Origin of the sequence: Pseudomonas salmasensis, assembly GCF_014268375.2 — a bacterium.
Taxonomy (GTDB): Bacteria; Pseudomonadota; Gammaproteobacteria; order Pseudomonadales; family Pseudomonadaceae; genus Aquipseudomonas; species Aquipseudomonas salmasensis.
Genome location: NZ_CP077083.1, coordinates 4,649,256 through 4,665,030, shown reverse-complemented (window position 1 = coordinate 4,665,030; position 15,775 = coordinate 4,649,256). Strand labels below are relative to the sequence as shown.

The following is a 15,775-nucleotide window of genomic DNA, read 5'->3' as shown; positions in this document are numbered from 1 at the left end:
CTGTAGGAGCGAGCTTGCTCGCGAAAAACCTCAACGATAACGCGTGCTTCCTGAATGAACGCGGCGCCTATGAGTTTTTCGCGAGCAAGCTCGCTCCTACAAAAGCCTTAACTGACTGGCATTTTAGTTTTGTGTTGGGTTCACGATGACGGTGCAGGTAATGCCTGCCGCCAACAACACGCCTTCCGGCACTTCATCAATATGAATCCGCACCGGCACACGCTGGGCCAACCGAACCCAGTTGAAAGTCGGGTTCACATCGGCGATCAGCTCACGGCTCTCGGGGTTATCACGGTCGTAGATACCGCGCGAGATGCTTTCCACATGGCCCTTCAAGGTCTCGCCGCTCATCAATTGCATATCGGCTGTGTCACCCACCTTCACATGGGGCAGTTTGGTTTCTTCGAAGAAGCCATAGACCCAGAACGAATTCATATCCACCACCGCCATTTTGGCTTCGCCGATGCGCGCATAGTCGCCGCGATGCACATTGAGGTTGGTGACATAACCGTCCACCGCCGCCAGCACTCGCGTGCGTTTCAAGTTGAGTTCGGCGGCCTCCAGTTGCGCCAGGGCGTGCTGATAATCGGCCAGGGCCGAGTCGGCAATGTTGCTGGCGTCGTCGCGGTTTTCCTTGGAGATCACCAGGGCGTCCAGGTCGGCGCGGCGGTGGGCGTTGACCTTGCGCATTTCCCAGGTGGCCTTGCGTGAAGCCACCAGCGATTGCGCTTGCTTGACGGCAATGCGGTAGTGCTCGGGGTCGATCTGCATCAGCAGGTCGCCTTTTTTCACCAACTGGTTATCACGTACCGGCACGTCCACCACTTCGCCGGTGACGTCAGCCGCCACATTGATAATGTCGGCGCGCACCCGGCCATCGCGGGTCCACGGCGTTTGCATGTAGTGCACCCACAACGTGCGGCCAATCCAGATCGCCAAGGCCAGAACCAGCAAGGTGGCGAGCAGGCTGAAAAACTTTTTCATCGGGGCATTCTCAACGGTAGACGCTCAGCGCCAGGGCGCCGAACAGGCAAGCGAACAGGCTCAGGCGCAGCAGCGCCGGGTGCCAGAAAAACCGATACAGGTCGAACCCGGCCAGGAAGCGGTCAACCGCCCAGGCCAGCCCCGCTGCGATCAGGAACATCAGGGTCATGGTCGGCATATAGATGCCGTGGAATGCAATTTCACGCGGCATTCGGGGCTCCTTTGAGGGCGGCTAAAGGCGATTGCGGGTCGAGCAACGAGGTGCGAATAAAGTGCAGGTAGCTCTTCACCCGGCGCAGGGCCGAGGTGTCGAAGTGCGGGGCGAAGGGTTCGTCGGTGGCCTGTACGCGGCTGATCGCATGGTCGACGGCAATCAACCCGCGCTCCAGGTTGCTGGCGCTGGGTTGCAGGAACAGCCGCACCAACGAGCGCCCCATCACACGGATCGCCTGGCGCCACGGCTGGGACTCGGCATACGCCGGGTGCACCGGCAAAATCGCCTGCTCTTTGCGCAACTCGATGATCGCGTGGCCGACCTCCAGCACCACGAACATCCAGCGCAGCAGATCGCGCTGCACCTGCGGCTGGCCAACCGCAAGGCCGTAAGCCTGGTGCAGCAGGTCGCGGGTGCGGCTTTCAAAGCTCGACGCCAGGCCCTTGAGCTTGCCGCTGATGGCATACACCACTTGCTCACGCAGGTCTTGCTCCATACGGCGCCACAACCAGCGGCTGTTGGGCGGCAGAATAATCGCCCCTGCCGCCGCGCACACCAGCATGCCGATGACCATGGCAATGTAGTCGTTGATAAAGATGTAAGGGTTGTAGACCGTGAGGTTATCCGGCACCGAACCGGTGCTGAAGAAGATCAGCAGGCCCACGCCCACACCGGCGTATCGGGGGCGTGAAGACAGAAAGGCCCCGAAGATGATCACCGGTGCGAGCATCACGCACAGCAGCGGGAAACCGTCGATCCAGGGGAACACGAAGAACATTTCGACAAAGCCGACCAAGGCGCCGATCAAGGTGCCGCAGGCCATCTGGAACGCCATGCGCTTGGGGTTGGGCGTGGCGGCAGACAGGCCCACCGTGGCCGCCGCGATCAAGGTCATGGTGGCGCCGCTGGGCCAGGCCGTGGCCACCCAGTAACTGCCCAGCACAACCAGGATAAACGAGGCGCGCACACCGGCCGCGGCACAGGCCAACCAGTTGGTCTTTGGCGTGTAGGCTTCGTGCCAATCCTCCCGCGCATGGCGATGCTCGGCCAGGGACGCGTGGGTTTGCGCGTAGTTGTGCAGGTCGTCGACGAAGCGGTACAGCAGCTCGTAGGCGGTGTGGAAATCCAACTGTTCGGCGTCCGTCGGGTTGTCTTCCTGGAAGCTCGCCCGCAGGCTGCGCACCTTGGCGGGCAGGCCGTCCTTGTAGGCACTCAGCTGGTTGACCAGGCGCGCGGCATCGGGGCTGGTGAGGGCGCGGCCAGAGAAGCTGTCGAGCACTTCGGCCAGGTCTTGCAGGCCGGGTTTGATCGCTGCCACCACATGGTCGGCCTCGTCGGCGCGCAAGCGTTCCAGCAATTGGTGCAAGGCGTTGAAGCGTGTGGTGATGCTCATGAATTCGCTGTTGAGGCGACTGAGCCGCCCGTTGCGCCGACGCATGTGCGGGTCTTCGAACACGGTGACGCTGCGCAAGCCTTCCAGGCCCACGGCTTCGGCAATAAAGCGCACGTTGCTGGCCTCGAACCCTTCGCGCTGGCTGCGCCCGCGCAGGCCGTCGGTCACGAACAAGGCGAACACACCAAAGCGCTGGTACAGCGCGTTGCGCATGGCGGCGCTGGAGGTCTGCGGCAGGATGGCGGCGCTGACCAGTGTCGAGCACAGTATCCCCAGGGAAATTTCCAGCACCCGCCACACCGCCGCCATGAAAGCGCCGTCCGGGTGTGCCAGGGCCGGCAGGCCGACCATCGCCGCGGTGTAGCCGGCGAGCACGAACCCATAGGCGCGAAAGTTGCGGTTGCGCGTGGCACCGGCGGTACAAATGCCGACCCAGATCGCCAGCGCACCGAGGAACAGTTCGGTGTTCTGCGCAAACAGGGCGATCAACAGCACCATCACCGCCGAGCCCGCCAAGGTCCCGAGGAAGCGATAAAAACTCTTGGCGAACACCTGGCCGCTCTGGGGCTGCATCACGATAAATACGGTGATCATCGCCGTGCGCGGTTGCGGCAGTTCCAGACGCATGGCCAGCCACAGCGTCAGGAACGCAGCGACCAGCACTTTGAAGATATACACCCAGGTCACGCCATCGCTGCGTGCCCAGTCGAAGAAACCACGGCGCCACTCAAGGGAATGCAGCCAGCGCAGCGGTGCAGGCAAGGGAGTCATCGAATCCTACTCAGTGATCAAACACGGCGAGCGCCGCCGGGGTCTTGCTTGGGCGTGTCTTGGCAGCCGTGGGCACATCGTCGCCGGCACCAAGGCCGCCGCCCAGGGCGGTCACCAGTTCGGCATGGGCACTCAGGCGCGCCGCCTGCACCTGTTGTTCGATTTGCTGCTGGCGAAACAACAAGGTTTGGGCGTTGAGCACGTTGAGATAGTCCGTGAGGCCACGCTGATAGGCGATCATGGCGATGTCGTAGGTTTTCTGCGCCGAGGCCACCGACTGCGCGGCGAAGGCCGATTGCTTGTCCATGGACTCACGGCGGATCAACTGGTCGCTGATGCCCTTGAGCGCATTGACCAGGGTCTGGTTGTACTGGGCCACCGCGATGTCGTAACCGGCACTGGCTTCGCCCAATTGCGCACGTAGACGGCCGCCGTCGAAGATCGGCAAGGTGATCGCCGGGCCGACGTTGTAGTTGAATTTCTTGCCGGCGAGGAATTCCAGCATGCCGCCGCCGGTGGCCATGTAGCCGAGGCTGCCGACCAGGTCGACGTTGGGGTAGAAGCCTGCGTGAACCACATCAATGCCCCGTGCCTGGGCTGCTACCTGCCAGCGGCTGGCGACCACGTCCGGGCGTTGGCCAAGCAACTGCGCGGGCAGGCTGGAGGGCAGTTTCAAGGGCGCGGCGAGGGCCAGGGTCGGGCGTTGCAATTGCGCGCCCTCCCCCGGCCCTTTGCCGGCCAACGCCGCCAGTTGGTTACGGCTCAGGGCGATTTCCTCGTCCAGGGCATCCAGTTGGCGATGGGTTTCCGGCAGCGGGGTTTCGGCCTGGCTGACGTCAAAGTGAGTGCCGATCCCGGCGCTCAGGCGTTTGTTGGCCAGGTCCAGTATCTGCTGTTGCTGGGCCAGGGTGGCGGCCGCGATGTCGCGGTTGGCGTAGTGCAACGACAGCTGAATGTAAGCGCGCACCACATTGTTTTGCAGTTCGAGCTGGGCCAGGCGCGCTTCGGCGGCGCTCATGTGTGCCAGGTCGACGGCGCGTTCGGTGCTGTTGCTTTCCCGGCCCCACAGGTCCAGGGCGTAGCTCAGGCCCAGGGACGAATTATTGTCCCAGGTGGTGGCACCGCTTAATTCGCCGGGGCCGTAGAACTGATCCTTGGGCCAGTTGTGGCGCTTGAGGGTGGTGTCGCTGTTGATCTGCAGCGACTCGGCCGACTCGGCCACCCCGGCCAGCGCCCGGGCTTGGCGCACGCGGGCGGCGGCCACGGCCAGGCTGGGGCTGTTGCGGGTGGCGAGTTCGACCCAACGGTTGAGCTGCGGGTCGCCGTAGGCCTGCCACCATTGGGCGGTGGGCCAGTGGGCGTCGCGGGCGGCGCTCTGGATCGCGGCGTCGGTGGCCAGGGTATTGGCGTTGATCGCCTGGCCTTGGGGGGCGATTCCTCCGGTTCCGATGCAACCGCTGATGACTGACGTTAAAGCCCAAACACTGAGAGTCTTCAGCTCTCTGCTGATGCGACGCGGCACGGCAAGCGAATTCCTGAGAGGGTGTTGCGCAAGAGGTGGCGCAATTCTAGGCGGCGGCAGGGAGGACGATAAGCTGGCATTCCTGTGAATCTTTGTTACCGTTCAGGCGATAATCCGTTGGTAGGGATCACTCAAAGCGTAACTTTCTGTCACAATTTGCTATCTCCCTTGAGAACACTCCATGGACACTTTGCAAAACATGCGCGCCTTCAGTTGTGTGGCCGAGGCCGGCAGCTTCACCGCCGCCGCCGTGCAACTGGACACCACCACGGCCAACGTCTCGCGCGCGGTCTCCAACCTTGAGGCCCACCTGCAAACCCGCTTGCTCAACCGCACCACCCGGCGCATCGCGTTGACCGAAGCCGGCAAACGCTACTTGCTGCGCTGCGAGCAGATCCTCGCCTATGTCGAGGAAGCCGAGGCCGAAGCCAGCGACGCCCACGCGCGGCCCGCCGGGCAGTTGAAAGTGCACACCATGACCGGCATCGGCCAGCATTTCGTCATTGACGCGATTGCCCGCTACCGCCGCACCCACCCCGACGTGACCTTCGACCTGACCCTGGCCAACCGCGTGCCCGACCTGCTCGACGAGGGCTACGACGTGTCCATCGTGCTGGCCAGCGAACTGCCAGACTCAGGTTTCGTGTCCCAGCGCCTGGGCATCACCTACAGCATCGCCTGCGCCTCGCCGGACTACGTCAAGGCCAAGGGCTGCGCGCAACGCCCCCAGGACTTGCTCAACCACGCGTGCCTGCGCCTGGTCAGCCCGGTGGTCCAGCTGGACAAATGGACCTTCAACGGCCCTGAGGGCCAGGAAAGCGTGGCGATCAATAGCTCACCGTTCCTGGTGAATTCGGCCGACGCGATGAAAACCGCGATCACCAGCGGCATGGGCGTCGGCCTGCTGCCGGTGTACGCCGCCATCGAAGGGCTGCGCAACGGCACGCTGGTACGGGTGATGCCCACCTATCGCTCCCAGGAGCTGAACCTGTACGCCATCTACCCCTCGCGCCAATACCTGGATGCAAAGATCAAGACCTGGGTGGAATACCTGCGCGGTTCGTTGCCGGAGATTCTGGCGGCGCACCAGGCGGAGTTGGTGGCGTATGAGTTGAGCGGTGCTGTGGGTGGCGTGCGGATGGCGACCTAACAACCCCTGTAGGAGCGAGCTTGCTCGCGAAAAACCTGAGGGCAACGCATTCAATCTGGATCAACGCGTTATCGTTGACGTTTTTCGCGAGCAAGCTCGCTCCTACAGGTTTTGTGCTGAGGGGATAAATGTTAGCGTGCTCAGCATTCTTCCGTAGTCGATGAGCCCGCCTGCCATGAAAAAGACTGTCCTGGCCTTCAGCCGTATCACCCCACCGATGATCGAACGCCTGCAACAGGATTTCGAGGTGATTGCGCCTAACCCTAAGCTGGGTGACATCAACGCACAGTTCAACGAAGCCCTGCCCCATGTCCACGGTTTGATCGGCGTGGGCCGCAAGCTGGGCCGCGAGCAACTGGAAAGCGCGAGCAAGCTGGAGGTGGTGTCCAGCGTATCGGTGGGCTACGACAACTACGACGTGCCGTACTTCAACGAGCGCGGGATCATGCTCACCAACACCCCCGATGTGCTCACCGAAAGCACTGCCGACCTGGCCTTTGCGTTGCTGATGAGCAGCGCACGCCGCGTGGCCGAATTGGACGCCTGGACCAAGGCCGGCCAATGGAAAGCCAGCGTGGGCGCGCCGCTGTTTGGTTGCGATGTGCACGGCAAGACCCTGGGCATTGTCGGCATGGGCAATATCGGCGCAGCCGTGGCCCGGCGTGGGCGCCTGGGCTTCAATATGCCGATCCTTTACAGCGGCAACAGCCGCAAGACCGCGCTGGAGCAAGAACTGGGCGCGCAGTTTCGCAGCCTGGATCAGCTGCTGGCCGAGGCGGATTTCGTCTGCCTGGTGGTACCGTTGAGCGACAAGACCCGTCACCTGATCAGCACCCGGGAGCTGGCGTTGATGAAGCCCAGCGCGATCCTGATCAATATCTCCCGTGGGCCAGTGGTGGATGAGCCGGCGCTGGTCGAAGCCCTGCAAACCCAACGCATTCGTGGTGCCGGGCTGGACGTGTATGAAAAGGAACCGTTGGCTGAATCGCCGCTGTTCCAACTGAGCAATGCCGTGACCCTGCCGCATATCGGTTCAGCCACCGATGAAACCCGTGAAGCCATGGCCAATCGCGCGTTGGACAACCTGCGCAGCGCCCTGCTGGGCCAGCGCCCGCAAGACCTGGTGAACCCACAGGTCTGGAAGGGCTGATACCCCGTCCCACTGTAGGAGCGAGCTTGCTCGCGAAAAACGTCAACGATAACGCCGAAAATCTGTTTTAACGCGGCGCTTTCAAGTTCTTCGCCAGCAAGCTCGCTCCTACAGTTTTCGGGGCCAGGGCCGATAACGGTGTACAGATCGTCATCCCTGATCCACAGAAGGTTTTTATGTCCACCACCAAAGCCCGCGCAGACTCACTCTCGCTTCTGCTCTTTACCTTGCGCAGCGGCAAGCTGATGGCCATCAACCTGTTGAAAGTCAGCGAGATCATCCCCTGCCCGCCGCTGACCAAGCTGCCGGAGTCACACCCGCACGTCAAAGGCATCGCCACCTTGCGCGGGGCTTCACTGTCGGTGATCGACTTGAGCCGCGCCCTGGGTGAAATGCCCTTGCAAGACCCGGACGGCGGCTGCCTGATCGTCACCGATGTCAGCCGTTCCAAGCAGGGCCTGCATGTGCAGGCGGTGAGCAAGATCGTGCATTGCCTGACCACCGATATCCGCCCGCCGCCCTACGGCTCCGGCGGCAACCGGGCGTTTATCACCGGGGTTACCCAGGTGGAAGGTGGCCTGGTGCAGGTGCTGGATATCGAGAAAGTCATCCATGGCATCGCCCCGGCACCGGTTGAAGCGGCGCCGACCGACCTGACCATGGAAGAAGCCGAAGTGCTGGGCAACGCCCGCATCCTGGTGGTGGACGACAGCCAGGTGGCTTTGCAGCAATCGGTACACACCCTGCGCAACCTCGGCCTGACCTGCCACACCGCCCGCAGCGCCAAGGAAGCCATCGACGTGTTGCTGGAGCTGCAAGGCACGGTTGAACAGATCAACGTGGTGGTGTCGGACATCGAGATGTCTGAAATGGACGGCTACGCCCTCACCCGCACCCTGCGCGAAACCCCGGATTTCAAAGACCTCTACGTGCTGTTGCACACCTCCCTGGACAGCGCGATGAACAGCGAAAAAGCACGCCTGGCCGGTGCCGACTCGGTACTCACCAAATTCTCATCCCCCGAATTGACCAAATGCCTGGTCATCGCCGCGCAAACCGTGGCGCAAAAGGGCCTGTAAGCCTTGGCCGAGTATTACCAGCTGCTGCGTCGCGACCTCACCGGGAGCCTGCCCGCCCCGCAGTGGCCAGCGGATACCCGGCTGGATCATTATCGCGATGAACTGGCCCCGGCGATCCATGCCGTGCTGCGCATGACCCAGGACCAGGGCGGCGGCCGTGTCGGCCACCTGGATGAGTGGCGCCGGCAGTTCGTCACCGATGCCGAGTACGACCCGACGCTGTGCCTGGTGGCCAGTAACCGCGACGGTATTCTCGGCGTGGCGCAATGCTGGACCAGCGCCTTTATCAAGAACCTGGCCGTACACCCCTGTGCCCAAGGCCAAGGGCTGGGCCGCGCCTTGCTGCTGCACAGCTTCCAGGTGTTCAAGCAGCGCGGCGAACCCTATGTGGACCTCAAGGTGCTGGAGAGCAACCTGCGCGCCCGGCACCTGTATGAAAGTGCGGGCATGGGGTTTGTGCTGCGCGACATCGTCTCCAAGGGCTGACCCTCACTGGCGCATAACTTGCTTCGAGAGCCCCTGAGCGGTAGATAGAGGCAAAAACCCGTCACCTCTCAAGCGTTCCCTCTGACCTTGCCTGGTGACAGATCCGCCATGAACACACACTTTTCCTGCGTCGGTTGCGGCAAATGCTGCAGTGACCATCACGTGCCCCTGACCCTCGAAGAAGCCCGCAGCTGGGCGGCGGACGGCGGCAACGTCATCGTTCTGGTGGAGGGCTTTCTTGGCAACGGCCTGGGCCTGCCCCTGCAACAACGAGAACACGCCGAGCGCCGCTCGGTGGTCGTGCCCAGCGGCACTACCGAGGCGTTTGTGGCAATCACCTTTGCCGCCTACAACGCCGGACGCTGCCGGAATCTTGACGAAGACAACCGCTGCCGCATCTACGAACGGCGCCCGCTGGTGTGCCGCATCTACCCGATGGAGATCAACCCGCATATCCCACTGAACCCGAGCGCCAAAGACTGCCCGCCGGAATCCTGGGAGCAAGGCCCTGCGCTGATCGTCGGTGGCGAGTTGATGGACGCGCAACTGGCCGAACTGATTCGCCGTTCACGCCAGGCCGACCGTGATGATGTGCAGACCAAAGAAGCGGTATGCGCATTGCTCGGCATCCGCACGACCGCCCTCAAGGGCGACGGGTTTACCGCGTACTTGCCGGACATGCAGGCGTTTGCCCAGGCGATTGAACTGGCGATTGAACAGCCGGCGGTGGCCAAAGAATGGGTGTTTCATGTGTCCGGGATGGACATCGCCGAACAGGTGCTGGATGCCGGGGCACAAATTGCCACCGAAGTGCCGGCCAATTACGCGTTTATCTCGTTGAGAGCGGCATAGATAACGACACAACTGTAGTTCGCAGCAACCAACGCTAACCACGATGCGAAGCGAGCCGCCCTTGATCTGCTTTTGATCTCAGGCGCCCCGTCAAACCACGCTGGCCGGAATTCGACAGTGATTTGGGGGGTAAACCGGCAGGGATGCCGGTTTAGCCGCCCCGCGCCATGGATGGCGCGTGGCGGCGGCCCCCCAAATCACTGGCGGATTACGGGCACACCGAGCCCAAGCGAGGTGCCGAGTGGTGGGGCAAGAGCCCTTTTGGTTACTTTTGGGGCTCTTTTCCAAAAGTGACCCGCTGTAAAAGCGGAACCCTAAGTGGCCGTTACCGCAGCAATGGATATGTACACAATCCAACTGTGTTGCCTGCCAGGCCGCCTTCGCGAGCAAGCCCGCTCCCACAGTAGGATCGTTGGGGTGTCAGGTAGATAGTCGCAGTCTGTCAGGCCGCTATCGCAGGCAAGCCAGCCCCCACAGTTGGATCACGGGGGGTCAGGTAGATAGGCGCCTCACGGGTGCAGAGCGGCACTCACACATCCGCGATCATGAATGGGGCGGCAATACATCGAGGCGATAGGGCTGGAGAATGCGCTGGTATTCGCCATTGTGCATCAGCTGCTCAAGCGCATGATTAAGCTCATTACGCAACGCGGTATCGGTTTTTCGCACCGCAATCGCCACGCTATTACCCAGCAGGCCCGACGACACAGGCGGCCCCATGAAATCGAAGTCCAGGCCGTCGGCCGTGTCTAGCAGAGCTTCACGGATCTCCACCGCGCCTTGCAGGGTCGCATCGATATCGCCCGAAACCAGGCTCTGCACCAGTTGGTCGTTGAGCCAGAAACTCCTGATGATCACACCCGCTGGCGCCCACTGCGACAGCGCAAAGGCTTCACGATTACTGCGCACCAGCACACCAACCCGCTTGCCCTTGAGCAAGCGCCGATCAGGGCGCAGGCCCGAGGTTTTACGCGCCACCAGCCGGGTAGTGATCGGGTAAAGGTCATCGGTGAAGCTCACCCGTTGCCGCCGACGGCAGGTGGTCGCCATGCCCATGATCGCGTCGAACTGCCTGGCCTCGAGGGCCGGAAAGTTTTCCATGACGATTTGGTCAACCCAAGTACAGCGCACGTTGAGTTGCTCGCACAGGGCATTGCCCAGTTCGATATTCAACCCCACCAACTGCCCTTGGGCATTGCGGCTTTGAAAGGGCGGGAAATGCGCCGCAACGGCGAAACGGATTTCACGCCGCGGTTGCACGTCGGCGGCGACGGCAGTCGACGAGAGCAAGAAGGCAAGCACCGCACAGAGATGTATCAGGGCCACGGGAATGTCCTTTTCCGGAAAGCTGACTCACCACGCCCCGATGAGCGTCATCGGGACGAAGCAAACGCTGTGCAAGCTTTCAAGAATCGGTCGCGGACCTACAAGCAGAAATGTCCACGGGCGATGTAGGCAACTGCCTATAACGCACGCAACGCTTTAACCTTAGCGTTTACCCATGGAGCGGCGAGTGCCCGGAGGCGCCATGCCTGGCGTCTTGGTATGGCCGTTCTTGGCGCCGCCTTTGTACCAGGGTTGGCTGGCATGCTTGGCGCCGGTCAGCTCACCCGGTTTGAAAGGGAACTTGAACGCCGGGATCTCGGCTTTTTCAACGCCGTCGGCGGTGGCCGGATCGACGAGGTCGGCCGCGTCGACAGCGGGTTGGGTTGGGGAAGTCATAAGGGCTCCGGCACAGCTAATAGGTGTAAAAGCGCGAGTATACGGGGCCTGAGCTGCCAGCAGTAACTTCAAGCGACAAGCTCACATGGCCTAACTGTCACGGCTGTCAGTTTGCCGTCACCGTGCTGACGGCGGAACAGCGCTATAAAGGACGTTCCGAACTCCAACTTGCAGTTTGCGCCGGCGTCCTCCTATGCAGATCAAACGAAACGTGGCCCTGATGCTGGGTGCTCTCCTGATATTGGCCGTTGCAGCCTGGGCGTTAACCCGGCCAGCCAAAGCCCGCCTGGCAGCGCCTACCGCTATTCCGGTGCGGGTGGTGAGCGTGACGCAACAGGATGTGCCTCGGTTTGTCAGCGGCATCGGCTCGGTGTTGTCGTTGCACAGCGTGGTGATTCGCCCGCAGATCGACGGCATCCTCACTCAGCTGTTGGTCAAGGAAGGCCAATCGGTGAAGGCCGGCGACTTGCTGGCCACCATCGACGACCGCTCGATCCGCGCCAGCCTCGACCAGGCCAGGGCGCAATTGGGTGAAAGCCAGGCGCAGTTGCAAGTGGCATTGGTCAATCTCAAACGCTACAAGGCGCTGAGCATCGACGACGGCGTGTCCAAACAGACCTATGACCAGCAACAGGCACTGGTCAACCAGCTCAAGGCCACGGTGCAGGGCAATCAGGCGGCCATTGATGCGGCTCAAGTACAACTTTCCTATACCCAGATCCGCTCCCCGGTCAGCGGCCGCGTGGGCATCCGCAATGTGGACGAAGGCAATTTTCTGCGCATGAGCGACACCCAGGGGCTGTTTACCGTCACCCAGCTCGACCCGATTGCCGTTGAGTTCTCCCTGCCTCAGCAAATGCTGCCAACCTTGCAAGGCCTGATCGCCGCCCCCACCCGGGCCACCGTCGATGCGTACCTGGGCGCCGACACCGACGGCCAGACCGGCGACCTGCTCGGCGAAGGCCACTTGAGCCTGATCGACAACCAGATCAGCTCCACCACCGGCACCCTGCGGGCCAAGGCCGAGTTCAGCAACCCAACGCATAAGCTATGGCCCGGGCAACTGGTGACCCTCAAGATCCAGACGGCCCTCGACAAGAACGCCCTGGTGGTACCGCCGACCGTGGTGCAGCGCGGCCTGGACTCACATTTCGTGTACCGCGTAAGCGCTGACAAAGTCGAGGTGGTGCCGGTGCAGGTCGCCTACCAGAACAGCGCTATCAACATCATCAAAGGCGTGCAGGCAGGCGATGTGCTGGTCAGCGATGGGCAATCGCGGCTCAAGGCCGGTGCGCAGGTGGAGGTGCTCAAGGAACCGCCGCAAGTGATACACACCGCCAACGCCCAGGTGCAACCATGAGCGTCAGCCGGTCGCCCTCGGCCTGGTGCGTTGATCACCCGGTCGCCACCCTGCTGCTGACCTTCGCTCTGGTACTCCTGGGGATAATTGCCTTCCCGAACCTGGCCGTCGCGCCACTGCCGGAAGCGGAATTCCCGACCATCCAGGTTACCGCGCAACTGCCTGGCGCCAGCCCGGACACCATGGCCTCCTCGGTGGCCACGCCTCTGGAGGTGCAGTTCAGTGCCATCCCCGGCATGACCCAGATGACCTCCAGCAGCGCCTTGGGCTCCAGCCTCTTGACCCTGCAGTTCACCCTGGAAAAAAGCATCGATACCGCCGCCCAGGAAGTCCAGGCCGCGATCAACACCGCGTCCGGGAAGTTGCCCAGCGACATGCCGAGCTTGCCCACCTGGAGGAAGGTCAACCCGGCAGACAGCCCGGTGCTGATCCTCAGCGTCAGTTCCAGCAGCATGCCCAGCACCGAGCTGAGCGACTACGTGGAAACCCTGCTGGCGCGCCAGATCAGCCAGATCGACGGCGTCGGCCAGATCAACATCACCGGCCAGCAACGCCCGGCGATTCGCGTGCAGGCGTCCCCTGACAAGCTCGCGGCCATCGGCCTGACCCTCGCCGATATACGCCTGGCCATCCAGCAGTCGAGCCTCAACCTGGCCAAAGGCGCGATCTATGGCGAGAACAGCGTGTCCACCCTGTCGACCAACGATCAGCTGTTTCACCCGGAGGAATACGGCCAACTGATCGTTTCCTACAAGGACGGTGCGCCGGTTCAACTGCGCGATATCGCCAACGTCATCAACGGTTCGGAAAACGCCTACGTGCAAGCCTGGTCCGGCGATACCCCCGGGGTGAACCTGGTGATTTCGCGCCAGCCCGGCGCCAACATCGTCGACACCGTGGACCGCATCCAGGCCGAGCTGCCGCGCCTGCAAGGCATGTTGCCGGCCTCGGTGCAGGTCAGCGTGTTGACCGACCGCACCAAGACCATCCGCGCTTCACTGCATGAAGTGGAAATGACCCTGCTGATCGCCATCCTGCTGGTGGTGGCGGTGATGGCGTTGTTCCTGCGCCAACTGTCGGCGACGCTGATTGTGTCTGCGGTGCTGGGTGTCTCGCTGGTGGCCAGTTTCGCCCTGATGTATGTGATGGGGTTCAGCCTGAACAACCTGACCCTGGTGGCCATCGTGATCGCCGTGGGCTTTGTGGTGGACGATGCGATTGTGGTGGTGGAGAACATCCATCGGCACTTGGAGGCTGGCCTGGGCAAGCGCGAAGCAGCGATCAAGGGCTCCGGCGAAATTGGCTTTACCGTGGTGTCCATCAGCTTCTCGCTGGTGGCAGCGTTTATTCCGCTGCTGTTCATGGGCGGCGTGGTCGGGCGGTTGTTCAAGGAATTTGCATTGACGGCCACCGCGACCATTCTGATTTCAGTGGTGGTGTCACTGACATTGGCACCGACGCTGGCCGCCTTGTTCATGCGTGCCCCTACCCACCGTGCCCACGCCAAGCCCAGTTTCAGCGAACGCCTGCTGGCCGGCTATGCGCGCAACCTACGCCGTGCCCTGGCGCACCAACGCAGCATGGCCGCGATCTTCGTGGTAACCCTGGCGCTGGCGGTGGTCGGCTATGTGTTCATCCCCAAGGGGTTCTTCCCGGTGCAAGACACCGGTTTCGTGCTCGGCACCAGCGAAGCGGCGGCCGATGTGTCGTACAAGGACATGGTCGCCAAGCACAAGGCCCTGGCCGAGATCGTCAAGGCCGACCCGGCGGTGCAGGCGTTTTCTCATTCGGTCGGCGTCACCGGCAGCAACCAGACCATCGCCAATGGCCGCTTCTGGATCGCCTTGAAAGACCGCAGTGAGCGCGATGTGTCCGCCAGCCAGTTCATCGACCGCATCCGCCCACAACTGGCGAAGGTGCCGGGCATCGTGCTGTACCTGCGCGCCGGCCAGGACATCAACCTGAGCTCCGGCCCCAGCCGCGCCCAATACCAATATGTGCTCAAGAGCAACGACGGCCCGACGCTGAACACCTGGACCCAGCGCCTCACCGAAAAACTGCGCGCCAACCCGGCGTTTCGCGACCTGTCCAACGACCTGCAACTGGGCGGCAGCATCACTCACATCAGCATCGACCGCCAGGCCGCCGCCCGCTTCGGGCTGACCGCCACCGATGTCGACCAGGCGCTGTACGACGCCTTCGGCCAGCGCCAGATCAACGAGTTCCAGACCGAGATCAACCAGTACCAAGTGATACTCGAACTGGACAGCCAACAGCGCGGCAAGGCCGAAAGCCTCGACTATTTTTACCTGCGCTCGCCACTGACCAACGAAATGGTGCCGCTGTCGGCACTGGCCAGGGTCGACCCGCCCACGGTCGGGCCGTTGTCCATCAGCCATGACGGCATGTTCCCTGCTGCCAACCTGTCGTTCAACCTGGCGCCCGGCGTGGCCCTGGGCGATGCGGTGATTATGCTCGACCAGGCCAAGAACGAAATTGGTATGCCGAGCACGATCATCGGCAACTTCCAGGGCGCGGCCCAGGCGTTCCAGAGTTCCTTGGCCAGCCAGCCCTGGCTGATCCTCGCGGCGCTGGTGGCGGTCTACATTATCCTGGGCGTGCTGTATGAGAGCTTTGTGCACCCGTTGACGATCATTTCCACCCTGCCCTCGGCGGGCCTCGGTGCGCTGATCATGCTGTGGCTGCTGGGCCAGGACTTTTCGATCATGGCCTTGATCGGCCTGGTGCTGCTGATCGGCATCGTGAAGAAAAACGGTATCTTGATGATCGACTTCGCCCTGGAGGCCCAACGTGTGCGGGGGTTGCCGCCGGAGGATGCGATCTATGAAGCCTGCGTCACGCGGTTCCGGCCGATCATCATGACCACCCTTGCCGCGTTGCTCGGCGCCGTGCCGTTGATGCTCGGCGCAGGCCCTGGGGCGGAACTGCGCCAGCCGCTGGGCATCGCGGTGGTCGGTGGCTTGCTGGTGAGCCAGGCGCTGACGCTGTTCACCACGCCGGTCATATACTTGTACCTTGAACGTTTTTTCCACAGGCCCAAACCAGCGCTGGCGCTGGCGACCACACACTGA

General features: G+C 62.4%; 13 protein-coding genes. 7 read left to right on the top strand and 6 right to left on the bottom strand.

Annotated features, from left to right (window positions below; translation table 11 throughout):
* Positions 1-123 precede the first annotated feature (123 nt).
* From HU731_RS20920 to HU731_RS20905, 4 genes are read right to left on the bottom strand one after another with little or no spacing between them, the layout of a single operon-like run.
* On the bottom strand, positions 124-984 hold the full coding sequence (locus HU731_RS20920; RefSeq protein ID WP_186607381.1) for an efflux RND transporter periplasmic adaptor subunit: 861 nt from the start codon (positions 982-984) through the stop codon (positions 124-126).
* A gap of 10 nt (positions 985-994) precedes the next feature.
* Positions 995-1,195: a DUF1656 domain-containing protein gene (locus tag HU731_RS20915; RefSeq protein ID WP_003188711.1), complete on the bottom strand. Its 201-nt coding sequence runs from the start codon at positions 1,193-1,195 to the stop codon at positions 995-997.
* Positions 1,185-3,362 (bottom strand): FUSC family protein, encoded by a 2,178-nt coding sequence (locus HU731_RS20910; protein ID WP_186607380.1) that lies wholly within the window; start codon positions 3,360-3,362, stop codon positions 1,185-1,187. The genes HU731_RS20915 and HU731_RS20910 overlap by 11 nt, the downstream gene beginning before the upstream one ends.
* A gap of 10 nt (positions 3,363-3,372) precedes the next feature.
* Positions 3,373-4,884: an efflux transporter outer membrane subunit gene (locus tag HU731_RS20905; protein WP_186607379.1), complete on the bottom strand. Its 1,512-nt coding sequence runs from the start codon at positions 4,882-4,884 to the stop codon at positions 3,373-3,375.
* A 181-nt stretch (positions 4,885-5,065) separates the two neighbouring features.
* Between HU731_RS20905 and HU731_RS20900 the strand changes: the two genes are divergently transcribed.
* The 5 genes from HU731_RS20900 (at position 5,066) to HU731_RS20880 (ending at position 9,601) form a co-directional block, all read left to right on the top strand.
* On the top strand, positions 5,066-6,034 hold the full coding sequence (locus tag HU731_RS20900; protein ID WP_047712624.1) for a LysR family transcriptional regulator: 969 nt from the start codon (positions 5,066-5,068) through the stop codon (positions 6,032-6,034).
* 175 nt (positions 6,035-6,209) lie between these two features.
* Positions 6,210-7,184, top strand: coding sequence for a 2-hydroxyacid dehydrogenase (locus tag HU731_RS20895; protein ID WP_032893504.1), 975 nt, complete (start codon positions 6,210-6,212; stop codon positions 7,182-7,184).
* Positions 7,185-7,360: 176 nt separating this feature from the next.
* Positions 7,361-8,263 carry a chemotaxis protein CheV gene (locus tag HU731_RS20890; RefSeq protein ID WP_044271959.1) on the top strand — a complete coding sequence of 301 codons (903 nt, stop codon included), beginning with the start codon at positions 7,361-7,363 and terminating at the stop codon, positions 8,261-8,263.
* 3 nt (positions 8,264-8,266) lie between these two features.
* On the top strand, positions 8,267-8,749 hold the full coding sequence (locus HU731_RS20885; protein ID WP_186607378.1) for a GNAT family N-acetyltransferase: 483 nt from the start codon (positions 8,267-8,269) through the stop codon (positions 8,747-8,749).
* A gap of 108 nt (positions 8,750-8,857) precedes the next feature.
* Complete coding sequence (locus tag HU731_RS20880) at positions 8,858-9,601, top strand: YkgJ family cysteine cluster protein (RefSeq protein WP_186607377.1); 744 nt, start codon at positions 8,858-8,860, stop codon at positions 9,599-9,601.
* Positions 9,602-10,144: 543 nt separating this feature from the next.
* Here HU731_RS20880 and HU731_RS20875 read toward each other — a convergent pair.
* On the bottom strand, positions 10,145-10,927 hold the full coding sequence (locus tag HU731_RS20875; RefSeq protein ID WP_186607376.1) for a transporter substrate-binding domain-containing protein: 783 nt from the start codon (positions 10,925-10,927) through the stop codon (positions 10,145-10,147).
* 162 nt (positions 10,928-11,089) lie between these two features.
* The gene (locus HU731_RS20870) at positions 11,090-11,323 is read right to left on the bottom strand and encodes a hypothetical protein (protein WP_186607375.1); all 234 of its coding nucleotides are present in this window, start codon (positions 11,321-11,323) and stop codon (positions 11,090-11,092) included.
* Between the two features lie 193 nt (positions 11,324-11,516).
* Here HU731_RS20870 and HU731_RS20865 point away from each other — a divergent pair, with 193 nt between their 5' ends.
* Complete coding sequence (locus tag HU731_RS20865; protein WP_186607374.1) at positions 11,517-12,683, top strand: efflux RND transporter periplasmic adaptor subunit; 1,167 nt, start codon at positions 11,517-11,519, stop codon at positions 12,681-12,683.
* Positions 12,680-15,775, top strand: a complete 3,096-nt coding sequence (locus HU731_RS20860; RefSeq protein WP_186607373.1) for a multidrug efflux RND transporter permease subunit — start codon at positions 12,680-12,682, stop codon at positions 15,773-15,775. The genes HU731_RS20865 and HU731_RS20860 overlap by 4 nt, the downstream gene beginning before the upstream one ends.